We start from the raw sequence: 16,387 nt of genomic DNA, 5'->3' as shown, positions 1-16,387 counted from the left end.
CCCGGGATGATGCGCAGGCGTGCCGATAACTTCATCAAATATCGGCCTCGGCTTCATTGCCATGCTCTTCGATCCAGGCCCGACGCGCAGCCGCTTCGCCTTTGCCCATGAGCATGTTGAAGCGGTTTTCCGACGCTTCCAGATCGAAAGCGCCCAGCGTGATCGGCAACAAACGCCGCGTATCCGGGTTCATCGTGGTTTCCCAGAGTTGCCCGGCATTCATTTCACCCAGACCCTTAAAGCGCGAAATGGTCCAACTGCCATCTTTGACGCCGTCTTTGCGCAATTTGTCTTCAATCGCGGTCAGCTCGCCGTTGTCGAGTGCGTAGATTTTTTGTGCCGGTTTTTTGCCGCGTGCCGGCGCATCAACGCGGAACAATGGCGGTCTGGCAACGCAGATATGACCGCGATCGATTAATTGCGGGAAATGACGGAAAAACAGCGTCAGCAACAATACCTGGATATGTGAACCATCGACATCCGCATCCGACAAGATGCAGATTTTGCCGTAACGCAGGGTGCTGAAATCGACCGTGTCGTTTTTGCTGTGCGGATCAATCCCGATGGCCACCGCCATGTCGTGGATTTCATTGTTGGCAAACAGACGGTCGCGTTCGGTTTCCCATGAATTGAGTACCTTGCCGCGTAACGGCAGGATCGCCTGAAACTCTTTGTCGCGGCCCATTTTGGCAGAGCCGCCAGCAGAGTCGCCCTCGACCAGAAACAGTTCGTTGCGGCTGATATCGCTGGATTCGCAATCGGTCAGTTTGCCGGGCAAAACGGCGATGCCGGAGGTTTTTTTCTTTTCAACTTTTTGGGTTGAGCGCAGACGATTCTGGGCTTGCTTGATGACCAGCTCGGCCAGCTTTTTGCCGTATTCAACGTGATGGTTGAGCCATAACTCCAGCGCCGGTTTGATGTAGGTGGAGATCAGCCGCACCGCATCCCGCGAGTTCAGTCGCTCTTTGATCTGGCCCTGAAATTGCGGATCGAGTACTTTCGCTGACAACACAAACGAGACGCGCGCGAAGACATCCTCGGGCAGCAATTTGACGCCTTTCGGCAGCAAGGAATGCATATCAACGAAATTTTTGACCGCGCCGAATAAACCTTCGCGCAAGCCGGATTCATGCGTGCCGCCAGCCGAAGTCGGGATCAGATTGACGTAGGACTCGCGCACAATGCCGCCGTCTTCGGCCCATGCCACGACCCACGCCGCGCCTTCACCTTCAGCAAAACCTTCGGTCTCGGCAGTGGCGTATTGCTCGCCTTCAAACAACGGGATTAATGGTTCGGCGCTCGACGATTGCGCCATCGCCTCCATCAAATAACCGCGCAGGCCCTGATCGTATTGCCAGGTCTGGCTATCGTTGGTTTTAGCGTTGAGCAGCGTGACTTTGACGCCCGGTAGCAAGACCGCCTTGGAGCGCAGCAGACGCTGCAGTTCGGGTTGCGAAATGGCAGGGGAGTCGAAATATTTCGGGTCCGGCCACGCGGTGACGCGGGTGCCGGATTTTTTATCGTCGCGCGCTTGTGGCCGGGTTTTCAGTGGCTCGATCACGTCGCCGCCGGAAAACGCCAGTTGGTGCACGCCGCCTTCGCGCCAGACCGTGATTTCCAGCCGGGTCGATAGTGCATTGGTGACTGAGACGCCAACCCCATGCAGGCCGCCAGAAAATGCATACGCGCCGCCGCTGCCTTTGTCGAATTTTCCGCCCGCATGCAAGCGCGTGAAGACGATTTCAACCGTGGGGACTTTTTCTTCCGGGTGCAGACCGACGGGAATGCCGCGTCCATCGTCTTCGACACTGACGCTGCCGTCGACATTAAGCGTGACCAGAATATTTTTGCAATAACCGCCAAGCGCCTCGTCGGAGGCGTTATCGATCACTTCCTGGATGATATGCAACGGATTTTCGGTGCGTGTGTACATGCCGGGGCGTTGCTTGACAGGCTCTAAGCCTTTCAGGACGCGAATGGATGATTCGCTGTAGTCGGGAAGCGGGGTTTTTTTAGTTGCCATGCAATGTAAGTTGGTTACGATGTTGGTTGTTGTCTTTTAATTATTAACTGTGCGTCGTCAATAGCGATATTGACGTAAATATCTGCCTGTTGCGCATTCTAATGAAAAAATCGACAGAACTACAGGGGAGGGTGTACCTGTTTATAAAAACAGTTGTTTTAAGTGCGAAATGGAAAAATAAAAGCCTGACATGCAGACTTTTATTTGCGGCATCACTTGTTTCCAGGATTATTTACTCAGCAACCGCATCCCGCGTTCCAGCCCATCGATGGTCAACCCAAACATGCGCTGATGCATCAGTTGCCGAATGATGTCTACCGATTGACGATATTGCCAAAGCGGCTCCGGTTCAGGGTTGAGCCAGATATATTTTGGAAAAGCATGGGTGAACCGCTGCAACCAATCAGCCCCAGCTTCGTCATTGCTGTACTCCATAGAGCCGCCCGGTTGCAGAATTTCATAGGGACTCATGGTTGCGTCGCCGACAAAAATCAGCTTGGTGTCGGGCTTATATTTACGCAGGATGTCCCAGGTTGAAAAGCGCTCTGCATGGCGCCGGTGGTTGTTTTTCCAGACATAGTCGTAGACGCAATTATGGAAATAAAAGAAATCCATGTTTTTGAATTCCGCTTTGGCGGCCGAAAATAACTCTTCAGTGCGGGCGATGTGGTCGTCCATGCTGCCGCCGACGTCGAGCAGCATCAATACTTTGATGTTGTTTTTACGCTCGGCCTGCATCTTGATATCCAGATAACCGGCATTGTTGGCGGTGGCGCGGATGGTGTCGGCTAGCGCCAATTCTTCGGCGACGCCTTCGCGTGCAAATTTGCGCAGCCGTCGTAGCGCGACTTTGATGTTGCGGGTGTTGAGTTCGCGGTCATCGTCGTAGTCTTTATAGGCGCGTGCTTCCCATACTTTTACGGCGCTACGATTGCCGCCGCTGCCGCCCATGCGGATGCCTTCCGGGTTGGTTCCCCCGTGCCCAAAGGGCGAGGTGCCGCCGGTGCCTATCCATTTATTGCCGCCTTCATGACGGCCTTTTTGCTCTTCGAGTAATTCTTTGATCCGGTCCATCAGTTTGTCGTAGCCAAACTTTTCGAGCTGAGCCAGTTGCTCCGGGGTCAGATCGCGCTTCATGCGTTGCAGCAGCCAGTCGGGCGGGATGTCGGGGTTCTTCTCAAAAATGGTCTGGATGCCTTTGAAGTAGCGGCCGAAGGCCTGGTCGAACTTGTCAAAGTGGGCTTCGTCTTTGACCAGCGTGATGCGGGCCAGGTAATAGAAATTATCCAAAGACGGCGCAATCACCTGTTTTTGCAAGGCTTCCAGCAAGATCAGGAATTCCTTGATCGAGACGGGGATTTTGGCGTCTTTCAGGGTGTAGAAAAAATCGATCAGCATTACTGGTTCCGCCTAGCGATTTTTACGGGCCATGAAAACGAGGCGCTCGAATAAATGTACATCCTGCTCGTTTTTGAGTAGTGCGCCGTGCAAAGGCGGGACGATGGTTTTCATATCGCTGCTCTGCAAAGCCGCCGCCGGAATATCCTCTGCCAGCAGCAATTTGAGCCAGTCGAGTAACTCCGAGGTGGATGGTTTTTTCTTCAGACCGGCGACATCGCGGACCTGATAGAACGTCTCCAGCGCTTGCGCCAGTAAATCTTTTTTCAATTGCGGAAAATGGACATCGACGATGTCGCGCATGGTTTCTTTGTCTGGGAATTTGATGTAGTGGAAAAAACAGCGGCGCAGAAACGCATCCGGTAATTCTTTCTCATTGTTCGACGTAATGATGACCAGCGGGCGGTGTTTGGCCTTGACCATTTCCCGGGTTTCATAGACATAAAACTCCATTCGATCGAGTTCACGCAACAAATCATTGGGAAATTCGATATCGGCCTTGTCGATCTCATCGATGAGCAAAACGACTTGTTGGTCTGCATTAAACGCTTGCCACAACACACCTTGCACAATGTAATTGTGAATATTCTTGACTCGTTCATCACCCAGTTGCGAGTCGCGCAAACGTGAGACGGCGTCGTATTCGTACAATCCTTGCTGTGCCTTCGTTGTTGACTTGATATGCCATTGCAGCAAAGGCATATCCAGCGCAGCGGCGACTTCTTCGGCCAGCATGGTTTTCCCGGTGCCGGGCTCCCCTTTGATCAGTAACGGTCGTTGCAATACAAGCGCTGCGTTGACCGCCAGCTTGAGGTCATCGGTTGCGACGTAACTACTAGAGCCTTCAAAACGTGTCTTTGGTTGCATGGTCTGTTTGTCATTAAGAGGAAAATAAAATCCAGTATAAGGAAAAACTGCGCAAACCATCGATGAAAACTCGGTGCAAAACACCGTTTGACGCCGTGCCCGGCAATTCACGTAAAACTTTGTGAGAATAGCCGATTGGAAAAACTTATATGCGTACACTGACTGTTGTTGTGAATTTGTGTCTTATTAAGTTTAAAAAATGAAAATATTTCTTCTTCGTCTGCGTGTCATGTGGCGACGATTCCGTCAGGGTGAGCGCTACCAGAACCAGCATCACGCCCAGAATGAGAGCGAAATGGCGGCATTGATGCGGCGTGCCAATCCATTTGCATCTTGGCAAGAGCGCGCTGATTGGATTATCGATATTGCGGAATGGATACGTTACGAGCCGACGGTTTCTTTATTGGAGGAGGGCGCGTGGCGACGGGTGAAGCAGCAGCGGGTTGTTTTTATGCTCGATTGGCTTGATGCGCACAAGGATGTGCGTCGGGTGGTGCAAACAACATTGCAAAAATCCATGCGCGAAGCAGCCGGACCGGAACTTTTTTGCGCCACAGGGTTGCCGCATGAGCCAGCTTTTTTTAGTGAGCTCTCAGAGCACATCATCAAGTATGTGCTGCCTAAGCCGCCTGCTGAGGCCGATCTTTCGGTGCTGTTTACTGCGATTTTTCCGCACCCTGAAGACGCTGAATGGTTGTTGGAATTGGATGCGCAAACGGTTGAACGGATCTGGAAATTGTGTGCCGATGAGGGCATTTCGCATATGTACCATCAGCAGATCGACGAAGCGTTGATCTATTTGGTCACTGCCGTTTTGGCTGACGGGATTAGTAAGGCTTTTCGCTATCGGCTGGACCCGAAGATGCCATTGCAGGCAACGCCGTTCATGGTGTTGCGGCGTGAGTTGGAAAAATATTTATATCTGAGTCCGGCAGATGAGGGCTCGTTGCGTAGCGTGCGGATGTTGATTGCGGTGTGCCAGGCGCAGACCGACAGGATTTATGGGCATTTGGACGAGCATGGCGTCTCCGTTAGTCTGGTGTATCGGGTCGAGCGGATGCGCGCCAATTTAAGCCGGATGACGCATTTGATCGATTTACGTGCGGCGGTGGCGGCGCATAAGGCGTTTGAGATTGCGCAAATAGGTGACGAATTCGGTGGGAAATTCAGCGACGAATTAAGTGACGAACTAAATGATGCCTTATCTGCTGCGCCAGAATCGGTAGCACTGGAACGCACGCCCCCAAAAGTAAACGTAGGGACCGGACAAATTCAGGCGCTGTTAGTCGATTTTATTCTGGCGCATCATCACCGCTCGTCTATACGTGGCCTTGTCCGACGCAGCTTTTCGCTGTTGGCACGCAAAATGGTGGAGCGTAACGCCGGGCATGGCGAGCATTACATTGCCAGGGACAAAGCCGAATATCGCGCGATGTTTATGGCCGCGTGTCGCGGCGGTGTTATTACCGCTTTTACCGTGCTGGGCAAAGGTCTGTTGTCGTCTGCCGGTCTGGCCCGGTTTTTTGAGGGCATATTTGCGTCCCTTAATTATGCGCTGAGTTTTCTGGCGATATCCGCTGTTGGCGGTGTGTTGGCGACCAAGCAGCCTGCTGTGACGGCCCCGGCGTTGGCCGCCAAGATGAGCCAATTGGATACCGTTGAAGGTCTGCGTGCGCTAGTGGCCGAGGTGGCGCTGTTGTTGCGCTCTCAGGCCGCGGCTGTATTTGGTAATGTGATTGCGGTGGTGCCAACGATGTTGATCATCTCCGCGGTGATTTTGTGGACGACCCATGCGCCGATGATGACTGCCGCGCATGCGAAAGAAACTATCGAGAGTTTATCCATCGTTGGACCTACGCCCTTGTTTGCGGCGCTGACAGGGATATTGTTATGGCTCTCCAGTCTAGCGTCCGGTTTTGCCGACAATTGGTTTGCGTTACGTCGTCTGCGCGAGGCGTTGACGCATCAACGTCGCCTCGTACACGTTCTTGGTCCGCTGCGCGCACAGCGCTGGGCCGCCTGGCTCGAGCGCCATATTGCGCAGATCGTGGGCAACGTTTCGCTCGGTTTATTGCTAGGTATGTCGCCTGTCATTGTGCAGTTTTTTGGCCTGCACTTAGATGTGCGCCATGTAACGCTGGCCACCGGCAGTTTGACAGCCGCCGCCAGCAGCCTGGGTTGGCCGGTGTTAATGACGCCTCATTTCTGGCTGGCGGTGGCCGGTATTGCCATCATCGGCTTACTCAATGTCGGCGTCTCATTTGGCTGCGCGCTGATATTGGCGTTACGTGCGCGTGAAGTGCCGGTACGTATACGTCGGCTGGTATTTCGGGCTGTGTTGCGACGCTTTAGTGCTTCACCGCGCTCTTTTCTGTTTCCCGAAGCTGCGTTGATAGCGCCAGTCATCAATGGTGAAGACGGCGTTATTGAGGAGAACGATGAGGATGCAGATACGGATCTGGAAACGTCGAGTAGCATAGCGCCAGCAGCAGAGCTGGTCTCTTCGAATTCCCCAACGACTGAAGAAAGCAAGCGGCATGGCTGACGGTGCGGTGGAGACATGCTGGATAACGGGTGAATGCGCGGTGAATGAGCGCTTGGTCCAGAGGCTAATCTTGAGTTAAACTTAACCGTTTTTGGTTTCGGATAGCGGAACACTTTTGTCAGGCATGTTCAGACTATGCGTGGCAGCGGCAGACGCACTGAAAACTGAATCGGTTTCGCTCAACCACTCGGCTATTCACCCACAGTTACTATGAAAAAAATAATTGCACTTCTCGCGCTCGCGGGTGTTGCCACTTGTGTTGCCAACTTCGCCGCTGCTGCGGATATTGTCGGTAACGCTAAGGCAGCTGAAAACAAGGTATCCATGTGCATCGGATGCCATGGCATACCCGGCTATAAAGCTAGTTTTCCCGAGGTATATCAAGTCCCTATGTTAGGCGGCCAGTCTGCCAAGTACATCGAAAATGCATTGGCCGCCTATAAAAAAGGTGATCGTCAGCATCCAACTATGCGTGGTGTCGCCGTCTCTTTGTCAGACCAGGACATGGCTGATCTTGCGGCTTACTACTCTCAGCAAAAATAAGGAACCCACACTATGAAAAATATTCTTGCAGGCGTGGTGTTTTCTCTTTGCGCGAGTGCTTCCGTCACTGCGTTAGCTAGCGGCAACATCGCCGCCGGTCAGGCTGCTGTCGCAAAATATGCTTGCGCTTCATGTCACGGTGCGAACTTGCAAACGCCGATTGATCCATCCTACCCAAAGCTTGCCGGTCAGCATGAGGACTACCTCAAGCATGCGTTAGTCGCCTATCAACGCGGTACTGCCGGCCCGAATGGCCGTAGCAATGCGATCATGGGGGGTGTTGCCAAAGCACTGTCGCTTCAGGATGTGCAGGATATCGCTGCTTATATTCACAGCTTGCCGACGTCGTTAGTGTTGCGTAAATAAGAAGCATGCCTATTTCGCAAGTCGCCAACTGCGGCTTGCGGACATAAAAAAGCCACCGGATTTTGATCCTGTGGCTTTTTTTATCAATTGCCAGAATGGCTTAAATCTTCTTTTTTACACATTCAATATAGGCCGCACCATCCGGCGGCAAACCGCTGCGTTGCGCGTTCCAGATCATTTCGCCCAGACATTCCATGATGCGGTGATGAGCATCGTGATCAGATTGCAGGCGTTGCGTCAACGCCGTGGACGCGGCGCGAATCCCGGGCGGTTGATCTATCGATATTTGCTCCGCAATGGATAAATGCATGGCGAGGTGAAGAAAGGGATTGGTTTGGCCGTTTTCGACCGAATAATCGGCTGCCAGCGCAGCTTCAACATCCGCCAGATCGCTGGCATATTCAGGATGCAAAACGATCCAGTCGAGAGCGATCGCTTCAATCGGGGTCAATATTTCATGAGCACTATGCTTGCGGTGGGTTTCGCAGAAAAAGCGGCGGACGTCTTGTTGGGATGGATTGAACATGAATTTAGTAGTGATAACGGCAAGAAATGATGGAAATAGCTACGTCTGAGACTTCATACACAAGACGGTTTGATTCGTCGATGCGGCGTGACCAAAAGCCGGAGAGGTTTTCTTTCAAGGCTTCAGGTTTCCCTATGCCTTCAAACGGTGTTCGTTGCGCAGATTTAATTAATTCGTTAATACGTTTGAGGGTCTTTTTGTCTTGCGTCTGCCAATAAATATAGGTTTCCCATGCTGTATTGGTAAATAATACATTCCTCATGCGTCCGTTCCCGTATCCTCCGGCGCGATAGGTGCGTTACTCACAACCTGACCAGCATGTAATTCTGCAATCGAGCGCGCCAGGTGGGCCGCATTGGCGGGTGAGCTTAAAAGATGCAGTGTTTCCATCAAACTATTGGCATCATGCCTGTTCACCTCCCCACGTTCAGCGGCTTCAATAGCGGCGATAGTCTCCGCATTAGGTTGTTCCTGCCGGGCAATGTACGAACGCATCAAATCGCGCACAATTTGCGCAGCCGGACGGTGCATAGCTGCTGCTGCCGCCATAAATTGATCGCGTAATTCTTGCTCCATCTTGATCGACATCTGGACTTCTTTGTGCATGATTGCATCCTCATCAGAATAGTTGATGGGGTATTTTATTGAATACCTATGCGGTATGCAATCGATATCTAAAGAGTAGTTTAGGTGCCAGCTTTACAAACCCGCTATAAACCCAGACACAGCCTGCCCAAACGCTTGCGGTTGTTCAATCGCACTCAAGTGTGAGGCTAGCTTTAGCACGGTCAGTTGCGCTAGTGGCATTTTCTCCACCAACGTTTGCGACATAGCAAGCGGCGTGCCCTGATCCAATTCACCTGCAATGATCAACGCAGGCACGGCTATTTGTGCCAGAGCCGCAGCAGTATCAACCGTGCCCACTGCGTGGCAGCAACCGATATAACCATTAACGTCCGTACTGGCGAGGCGCGCACGAAAGCGGGCGACGGTGGCGCTGTGAGCTTGCCGAAATTCGGGATGAAAATAGCGCTCCATGACCGCATCGGCAATGGCCTCGATACCGTCCTTGCGTACCGTTGCAATGCGTTGTTGCCACACCAGTTGTACCGCTTCCGGATAGCTTGAGGTCGTATTGGCGAGCACCAACGCGGCCACTAACGATGGATAGGTAGCGGCGAGCTGCTGGCCGACCATCCCGCCCATCGACAGACCGATCCAGACCACCGGACCGGAGTCGAGTTCGCGCAATAGTCTGGCCGCGTCGTCAGCCAGCGTGGCGATCGAATACAGCCCATCTGGCGCTGCCGAGCTACCGTGCCCGCGGTGGTCATAGGTGATCACGCGACAATCGGCGGCCAGCATATTTGCCAGTCCGTCCCACATCGTCAAGTCGCAGCCGAGCGCATGGCTGAGTACGATGGTGTGACGTGGCGCTTTGCCGTTACGCGGGGCGCGTACGCTGTAATGCAGCGCAGGTTGACTGACGGTAACGCCTTCTTGACCGGTGCCGGGATGGCAGGTGCTGGCGGGCAGCAAGGACGCTAACGGATAGCCAATTTCTGCACCTATCTCGCGCAGGATCTGTTGCGCATGCGTAAAGGCCGTGTTGGCAGCCGGAACGCCAGCGTAGATCGCGCCTTGCATCAAGACTTCTTTCAATTCATCCGGACTCAGGCGCGTATCGGCGTCGCCTAGCAGCGCGGCGCGGACATGCAATTCGAACTCTTCCCAACGCCCCAGTGCCATCGTGATCGCCAGCACAATCACGCGTCGGGTTTTACGTTCCAGCCCGGGGCGGCCCCAGATTTCATGCCAGGCAAAGCGCGTGATCAGTTGCTGGAATTCGGCATTGAAGGTGCTCGCGTTGGTGACTGAACGGTTGACCCACTCGTCGCCGAGGATGGCGCGCCGGTTTTGCATGCCGCGTTCGAAATCATGGTCGATCGGATCGAAGCTCATTGTGGTTTTCCTGAAGAAGATGTTGCAGCCAGCGCTGCCTGTAAATGGACCAATTGACGTCGCGCCAGCGCTTCTGCCGCAGCCGTAGCAGCCACCGGATCAAACAGTGTGCGTAAGACAGTAAGATCAATTTTGTCGCCGAGCGCGGCATCGTTGCTAACGTGATCGGCGACCACGTCAGCAAGCTGCTGGTTATTTGCCAGCGCAACTTGCGTCAGTTGCTCCATCAAACTATGCGCGGCTGGCCGACCGATGGCTTGCGCCAGATAAATACTCACCGCCTCTGCGAACACCAAACCCTGTAGCGCATCAATGTTGCGGCGCATGCGCACACTATCGACCTGTAAGCCCGCGAAGGCTTCGGCCAAAGCGCGCAATGCACCGTGTGCGCTCAGAAACAACCCCGGCCATTCCGCCAGTTCGGCTTGCCAGTTACCCAGCCCGCGTTCTTGCTGCTGGCCCATGCTTGCCAGCAGAGCGGCAGCGCGTTGCGGGGTGCGGGTTGCCGCCGCCAAAGCAATCATGGCCGAGACCGGGTTGCGTTTATGCGGCATCGCCGACGAGCCACCCCGACCATTACCGGACGGTTCGGCCAGCTCGGCAATTTCTCCTTGCGAGAGCAGGCTGAGATCGGTGGCAATCTTGCCCAGACTACCGACCAACACAGCGACTTCCAGTCCGAGCCTGACCCATTCATCGCGCTGGGTATGCCAGGCCGCATCCGCCAGCGTCAGGCCGAGATCGTCTGCGACCCGGGCCGCGACAGCCGGGCCTTGTGCGCCCATTACCGCCAGCGTGCCGACTGCGCCGCCGAGTTGCAACTGGAGTGCGCGTTGGGCGCTCTGACGTAGTTGGACACGAGCACGCCGCAACGGCGCGGCCCAGTCGACCAGCTTAAAACCAAAACTGGTGACTTGCGCCGGTTGCATCAGCGTGCGGGCGAGGATAGGCGTGGACAAATGTTGCTGCGCCAGTCCCAGCAAACTGTGGAGCAGGGCGTCCAAACTTTGATCGATCAAGGCCAGCGCCTCACGCGTGACCAACACCATGCCGGTATCGATCACATCCTGACTGGTACTGCCCCAATGCACGAAAGTCGCCGCCTCGGGAGCAGACAGCGCGACCGTCTTGGTCAGTTCTTTGACCAGCGGAATGGCCAGACTACCGGCGCGGCGACTGGTGTGGACCAGCGCCGGGATGTCGTATAAGGCGGCCTTGCAGGCGTTCTCGATGGCGAGGGCGGCGGCGCTCGGGATGATCCCTTCTGCTGCTTGTGCACGCGCCAGTGCGGCTTCAAAACCGAGCATCGCTTGCACCACCGTCGCATCATCAAAGACCGCGATCATCTCGGGCGTGGTCAGAAAACCGTCAAACATGGAAATACTCATAGAGGCTTCCAGGTTTAAGCGTAATCAAAAAACACGGTTTCTTTATCGGTCTGCATCCAGATATCCCATTGATACTCGGCGTCACGCAATTTGCGCGCAATCAGCGTCGCACGCCGTTCGGCCGGAACCTGATTGAGCATCTCAGAATCCGCCAAGCCGCTGTCGTCGTCCAAAAATACTGCCGTAAATTGATGCTTAGCCAGCCCGCGCGCAAAGATCGTGGCGTAGAGCACCGGTGTGCCCGCTGTAGCAGGCACAGACAGCGAGACCGTGATGCGAAAGCCGCCCTGATCATCGGTAGGAATGCGACGGAAACCGGGAATCGCCTGCGTTGATTCAGCTGCAACTGCATCCGGCAGCCAGGCTTCAATCCAGCCGTCGCTAATCGGCATGCCGTCGCCATCGCGCAATACGCCGCTAATGGTGATGGTGGGTGCGGTGCTCATAATTGTGGCAGTGGCGTCTATGCCCCAGCGCCAGGCTTCATGCGGAAACGGGCCGATGGTTTGGGTAGTGGTGATGAGCGATGTCATGGTGCTTAACCTTCCATTGGCGTGGCGTCACGGCCACGCAAGACGATATCGAATTGATAGCCGAGCATTTTGTCGCTCACCGTGTCTTCCATGCTAAAACGCGCAACCAAACGCTGGCGTGCAGCCAGGTCGGGAATGCCTTGAAAGATCGGGTCATAGTCGAACAGCGGATCGTTAGGGAAATACATCTGCGTCACCAGGCGCTGCGCATAGACGTTGCCAAACAACGAAAAATGGATGTGCGCCGGACGCCATGCTTTGACATGGTTACCCCAAGGATAAGGACCGGGTTTGATGGTCACAAACCGATAGCGGCCTTCGTCATCAGTGAGCATTTTGCCAAAGCCAAAAAAATTCGGATCCAGCGGTGCCGCATGTTGATCGCGCTTGTGCCAATAACGGCCTGCGGCGTTGCATTGCCAGACTTCGAGCAAAGAGTTGCGTACCGGCTTGCCATCTTCATCGAACACGCGTCCGGTGAGCACGATTTTTTCACCGATAGGCTCGCCCTGACCGTGCGCTGTGAGGTCAGTGTCATGCGGCAGGATCAGGCTTGGACTAGCCGTGATATCGGTCGTGGTTGGCGCTGCAGCATGGATGCGCAAAGGCGGCTGGCTCGGGCCGCGTTTGGTTGTCGAAGCGTAGGGGGAATAGATCAGGGTTGGATATACCCCGTCCGGTACGGTCTCAAATCTCACGTTGTGTCTCCTGAGTGATGGCATTGTTTGCTTGTCATCATAGAATCGGATGCGATTGTCAACAAGGACCGCGTAGGCTGGTGCATGCACCAATCGCCCAAATTGTGCGCTAATCGCTCAAGCAGGTGAATTTCTAAGAGAGAGTGCAAAAGGTGGGGTGATTGGCTGGTTATCCATGCTTTTGAAATGACCTGTCTATTACGCCGCAATAGATGCTGCTGAAAAGAATATCGCCTGGCTGTTAGTTTTCCATCTTGCCATCCCCTCAGGTTTTACACGCTCTTCTGCATGACATTTCAACAATATTCTATTCGCAGACCGCTCATGAAGCGTTGAGACTAATCTGTCTAAATGATAGAAATGTCCCGGTCATTTCGAGACTTTTCACACATCGATCCATGATTATTGCCTTGTAGAATGTTTTTAGATTAACGACAAAGAGACACCACAAGAAACAACCTCCACCCACCCGCAATAGTCAGGCCTTCAATTAATGCTTGAAGGTTGCTTGACTCTTTTTGCTGGAGCGACGGTTTGATCCAATCCGGTGCAACAACCGCTAGCTTAAGGATGCAGGCTTCTTGTTTGTCATCAACAGGCGCAACGAATTTAAAAACACGTTTTTGATGGGGACAAAATGATCTTGAATCTGAACGACTTGCGCCGGGAAATTAGCGCACTATTTGATGCAGGGCCGAAAGACTTCGATGAGAATCAAGATCTGCTGTTACTTGGATTAGATTCGATCCAGATCATGTGCTTAATAAGCAAGCTAAAGAGTAGTGGGGTCAGTGTTCGATTGAATGAACTTCTAGACAATCCGACGTTGCGTTCCTGGTGGACACTAGTGAATGCTAAACGCGATTGCGTAGCATCGCTTCGGCCTGAAGTTGGGGGCGAATATTATGTTGGGAATGGACATTCCGGACTGAATTTGCGTGACTGGGCACTCGCGAAAATAGCAGAAATTCGATCTGACTATACTGAGAAACGCTCTGTTTTTATCGCCGGTGATCAGATGATCAGACTGCTCCGCGCACTGGGTGCAGCCGACAATGATTTGGTAACGCTTCAGCAAGTAAGTAACAACCTCCCAAAGGATCCGACGTTGCCATTTCGGGAGTCCAGGAACGGCCGGTTCTGCTTCGATCCTGACAATTCAAGGATTTTTCGAAGCGAATTTCAGCCATTCATCCTGTCAGCGGAAGAAGACTTCGTGCGATACGACTCTGGTCAAGTCCGCAGATTCGAGGAAATTGGTAATGATCTGCAACTTAATACAGTCTTCCAAGCACTGTTGATTTTTCAGTTCCTCATATTCAAAGATATGGAGATAACGCACCGTTCAAAGCTGAACTACGAAACCTCCAGATGGGTCTGCACACTGTTCAACCTGCGAACCATCACTACACCCGACCTGGTCGGTGAACCGGCACTAGAAGGCGTGCACAGCGACGGTGTGGATCACACCATGACTACTTTTCTGGGTAGTGAAAACATTACTGACAACAGTGCGATTACTTTTCTTCATGACGTGCGTGAGAAAAATGCCACAAAGTGGAATAAGACCAGTCCAGAGTTCCTCCTGGGTCAGTCGCAACATCGTCACTTCCTGGATACTCTATTGATAGTTGACCATGAAAAAAAACATAGTCTCTCGCCAGTCTCGGCCATTGATACAAATCGATCCGCCCTCCGGGACATGCTCATCTTCTTCACCCGGAAGCCGGTAGTAGCGGGTCACGTTTCTCATCCGTACGACTCGCTCAACCCACACGTGGAGCTGCCCATGTCGGTGGACTTGCTGACGATTGTTCCATTCGTCAACGCCGCGTCTGGCGACGTAGGGTGAAACTGACCTAAATCAAACTAGTTTTTTGTGCAATTTTATATATAAAGGAATGGAATCAATGACGACGATTGCGTGGTCTGATTTTGAAAAGGTAGATTTACGGGTGGGCACAGTGGTTAGCGCAAAGTTGAACGTCAAGGCGCGTAAGCCGGCGTACGTCATCACTATCGACTTGGGACCGATGGGTATGCGGCAGTCTAGTGCTCAGATTACCGATCATTACACTGCAGAGGGTCTCATCGGGCGGCAGGTGTTGTGCGTGTGTAACTTCGAACCCAAGCACATCGCTGGGGTGAAGTCGGAAGTGTTAATAACCGGAGTGCATGATGCAGCCGAGAAAGTCGTGCTGGTAAGTTTCGAGTACCCTGTCCCCAACGGAAGTCGTTTGCTTTAGTGCTGTAAGGGGCGATAGTTCGCCATTGAGAACGGCAATCCTGACCTGCACCAGGCAGTGCGCTCCTTCATCGGTTCAGCGCATCTTGCACAACTGAAAAGAATGCCGCCTCGTTCTCCATCTTGTTATCTCCCCAAGTTTTGTACGCTCTCACTTCTAGCGCTTTAGACCCACAACATCAACGTATTCGCCGTCGCCTGCAACGCGTGCACGCAGCGCGCGGTGGCTTCGGCGCGTGAGCTGCCTGCGGTCAGCATCGATACGCTCAAGGCCCCGACCAACTTCCCACGTCGGTTCTTGATAGGAACCGAAATGCCGCGAAAACCGATTTCATACTGATTTTCGGTTACACCAAAGCCATCTTCGCGGATCGCCACCAACTCGCGGAATAACTGTTCCTTATCCATTACAGTCAGATGGGTATAGGCGATCAGGTCGATGCGCTCAAGATAGGCGCGTAAGTCGGTGTCATTGAGCGCGGATAGCAATACGCGACCAGCGGTGGAGGTGTAGGCCGGCAAGCGCGTACCGGGTTCGAAGCCGGTGGTGAGCTGACGCGCTGCATTGACCCGGCTGACGTAGACCACATCGTCGCCTTCCAGCACGGAGTAATTAGTGGACTCTTGTAGTTGCAAGGTCAGGCGTTGTAAAAATGGCACAATTGCACGCGGCAGGCGTGCCGAATCGATATACGAGCGGCCCAGATTGAGAACTTTTGTGGTTAGCCAAAAATTCCGGCCATCCGTTGCCGCTAATCCGATATGCACCAGTGTGAGCAGGTAACGGCGCGCTGCGCTGCGGCTAAGACCGACTTTTTCGGCCAGATCGGTCGCACTCAGGCGCGTGCTTTCGTCGTTAAAAGCGGTGATCACATCGATGCCTTTGATCAAGCCATCGATTAAATCGCGTTTCGCAACTTCCAACTGTATCTCTTGTTGTTCTTTCATCTTTAAATAAGCTCCATCTTGTGCGTTAATCGCGCCGATTGAGCGATTGTCGCAGTATTGCCTGTTTTGGGCACTATATTTCTGTGTCGGTGCTTCCTATACTTGGGCACATCATTTCTTCCAAGGACGATCGCCATGACCGTGCAAGAACACAACCCTGAACCGAAGAATCCACTCGGCATCGATGGCATTGAATTCGTTGAGTATGCAACGGCGCAGCCTTTAGCGTTGGGCGCGTTGCTGGAGAAAATGGGGTTTGTCGCGACCGCACGGCATCGTTCGCGTGAGGTGAATCTGGTCACGTCGTTCCCTGGTTGGTTTAGAAGGTGGTTTAGGTACTATCAA

At 53.3% G+C, this 16,387-nt stretch carries 16 protein-coding genes and 1 pseudogene; 6 read left to right on the top strand and 11 right to left on the bottom strand.

What is annotated here, in order from left to right:
- Positions 1-34: 34 nt before the first annotated feature.
- The 3 genes from ACVBEF_RS12805 to ACVBEF_RS12795 form a co-directional block, all read right to left on the bottom strand.
- Positions 35-2,023, bottom strand: a complete 1,989-nt coding sequence (locus tag ACVBEF_RS12805) for a DNA topoisomerase IV subunit B (protein WP_447124331.1) — start codon at positions 2,021-2,023, stop codon at positions 35-37.
- A gap of 228 nt (positions 2,024-2,251) precedes the next feature.
- A complete protein-coding gene (locus tag ACVBEF_RS12800; protein WP_447124330.1) occupies positions 2,252-3,421 on the bottom strand; it encodes a vWA domain-containing protein in 1,170 nt (389 codons plus the stop codon).
- Between the two features lie 12 nt (positions 3,422-3,433).
- Positions 3,434-4,288: an AAA family ATPase gene (locus ACVBEF_RS12795; RefSeq protein ID WP_447124329.1), complete on the bottom strand. Its 855-nt coding sequence runs from the start codon at positions 4,286-4,288 to the stop codon at positions 3,434-3,436.
- Positions 4,289-4,487: 199 nt separating this feature from the next.
- On the opposite strand from ACVBEF_RS12795, the gene ACVBEF_RS12790 reads away from it, so the two are divergent.
- The 3 genes from ACVBEF_RS12790 (at position 4,488) to ACVBEF_RS12780 (ending at position 7,742) form a co-directional block, all read left to right on the top strand.
- Complete coding sequence (locus ACVBEF_RS12790) at positions 4,488-6,833, top strand: site-specific recombinase (protein ID WP_447124328.1); 2,346 nt, start codon at positions 4,488-4,490, stop codon at positions 6,831-6,833.
- Positions 6,834-7,043: 210 nt separating this feature from the next.
- On the top strand, positions 7,044-7,376 hold the full coding sequence (locus ACVBEF_RS12785; RefSeq protein WP_447124327.1) for a c-type cytochrome: 333 nt from the start codon (positions 7,044-7,046) through the stop codon (positions 7,374-7,376).
- A gap of 12 nt (positions 7,377-7,388) precedes the next feature.
- Positions 7,389-7,742, top strand: a complete 354-nt coding sequence (locus tag ACVBEF_RS12780; protein WP_447124326.1) for a c-type cytochrome — start codon at positions 7,389-7,391, stop codon at positions 7,740-7,742.
- Between the two features lie 100 nt (positions 7,743-7,842).
- On the opposite strand, the gene ACVBEF_RS12775 is transcribed toward ACVBEF_RS12780, so the two are convergent.
- The 7 genes from ACVBEF_RS12775 to pcaH form a co-directional block, all read right to left on the bottom strand.
- On the bottom strand, positions 7,843-8,268 hold the full coding sequence (locus ACVBEF_RS12775) for a DUF1841 family protein (RefSeq protein ID WP_447124325.1): 426 nt from the start codon (positions 8,266-8,268) through the stop codon (positions 7,843-7,845).
- A 4-nt stretch (positions 8,269-8,272) separates the two neighbouring features.
- The gene (locus ACVBEF_RS12770; RefSeq protein WP_447124324.1) at positions 8,273-8,530 is read right to left on the bottom strand and encodes a Txe/YoeB family addiction module toxin; all 258 of its coding nucleotides are present in this window, start codon (positions 8,528-8,530) and stop codon (positions 8,273-8,275) included.
- On the bottom strand, positions 8,527-8,874 hold the full coding sequence (locus ACVBEF_RS12765; protein ID WP_447124323.1) for a type II toxin-antitoxin system Phd/YefM family antitoxin: 348 nt from the start codon (positions 8,872-8,874) through the stop codon (positions 8,527-8,529). Before ACVBEF_RS12765 ends, ACVBEF_RS12770 begins: the two co-directional genes overlap by 4 nt.
- A 93-nt stretch (positions 8,875-8,967) precedes the next feature.
- Positions 8,968-10,230, bottom strand: coding sequence for a bifunctional 4-carboxymuconolactone decarboxylase/3-oxoadipate enol-lactonase PcaCD (gene pcaCD / locus ACVBEF_RS12760; protein ID WP_447124322.1), 1,263 nt, complete (start codon positions 10,228-10,230; stop codon positions 8,968-8,970).
- Positions 10,227-11,618 carry a lyase family protein gene (locus ACVBEF_RS12755; RefSeq protein WP_447124321.1) on the bottom strand — a complete coding sequence of 464 codons (1,392 nt, stop codon included), beginning with the start codon at positions 11,616-11,618 and terminating at the stop codon, positions 10,227-10,229. The genes pcaCD and ACVBEF_RS12755 overlap by 4 nt, the downstream gene beginning before the upstream one ends.
- 14 nt (positions 11,619-11,632) lie before the next feature.
- Positions 11,633-12,151: a protocatechuate 3,4-dioxygenase gene (locus ACVBEF_RS12750; protein ID WP_447124320.1), complete on the bottom strand. Its 519-nt coding sequence runs from the start codon at positions 12,149-12,151 to the stop codon at positions 11,633-11,635.
- A 5-nt stretch (positions 12,152-12,156) separates the two neighbouring features.
- On the bottom strand, positions 12,157-12,849 hold the full coding sequence (gene pcaH, locus ACVBEF_RS12745; RefSeq protein WP_447124319.1) for a protocatechuate 3,4-dioxygenase subunit beta: 693 nt from the start codon (positions 12,847-12,849) through the stop codon (positions 12,157-12,159).
- Positions 12,850-13,486: 637 nt separating this feature from the next.
- Between pcaH and ACVBEF_RS12740 the strand changes: the two genes are divergently transcribed.
- Both ACVBEF_RS12740 and ACVBEF_RS12735 read left to right on the top strand, forming a co-directional pair.
- Positions 13,487-14,701 carry a 2OG-Fe dioxygenase family protein gene (locus ACVBEF_RS12740; protein ID WP_447124318.1) on the top strand — a complete coding sequence of 405 codons (1,215 nt, stop codon included), beginning with the start codon at positions 13,487-13,489 and terminating at the stop codon, positions 14,699-14,701.
- A 58-nt stretch (positions 14,702-14,759) separates the two neighbouring features.
- Entirely contained in the window at positions 14,760-15,095 is a 336-nt protein-coding gene (locus ACVBEF_RS12735; RefSeq protein WP_447124317.1) for a tRNA-binding protein, read from the top strand.
- A 164-nt stretch (positions 15,096-15,259) separates the two neighbouring features.
- Here ACVBEF_RS12735 and ACVBEF_RS12730 read toward each other — a convergent pair whose 3' ends face one another.
- On the bottom strand, positions 15,260-16,042 hold the full coding sequence (locus ACVBEF_RS12730) for an IclR family transcriptional regulator domain-containing protein (protein ID WP_447124316.1): 783 nt from the start codon (positions 16,040-16,042) through the stop codon (positions 15,260-15,262).
- Positions 16,043-16,177: 135 nt separating this feature from the next.
- Here ACVBEF_RS12730 and ACVBEF_RS12725 point away from each other — a divergent pair.
- A pseudogene (locus ACVBEF_RS12725) lies at positions 16,178-16,387 on the top strand (hypothetical protein); the annotation flags it as partial.

The organism is Glaciimonas sp. GG7 (genome assembly GCF_052976905.1).
This window is presented reverse-complemented; position numbering and strand designations above follow the sequence as displayed.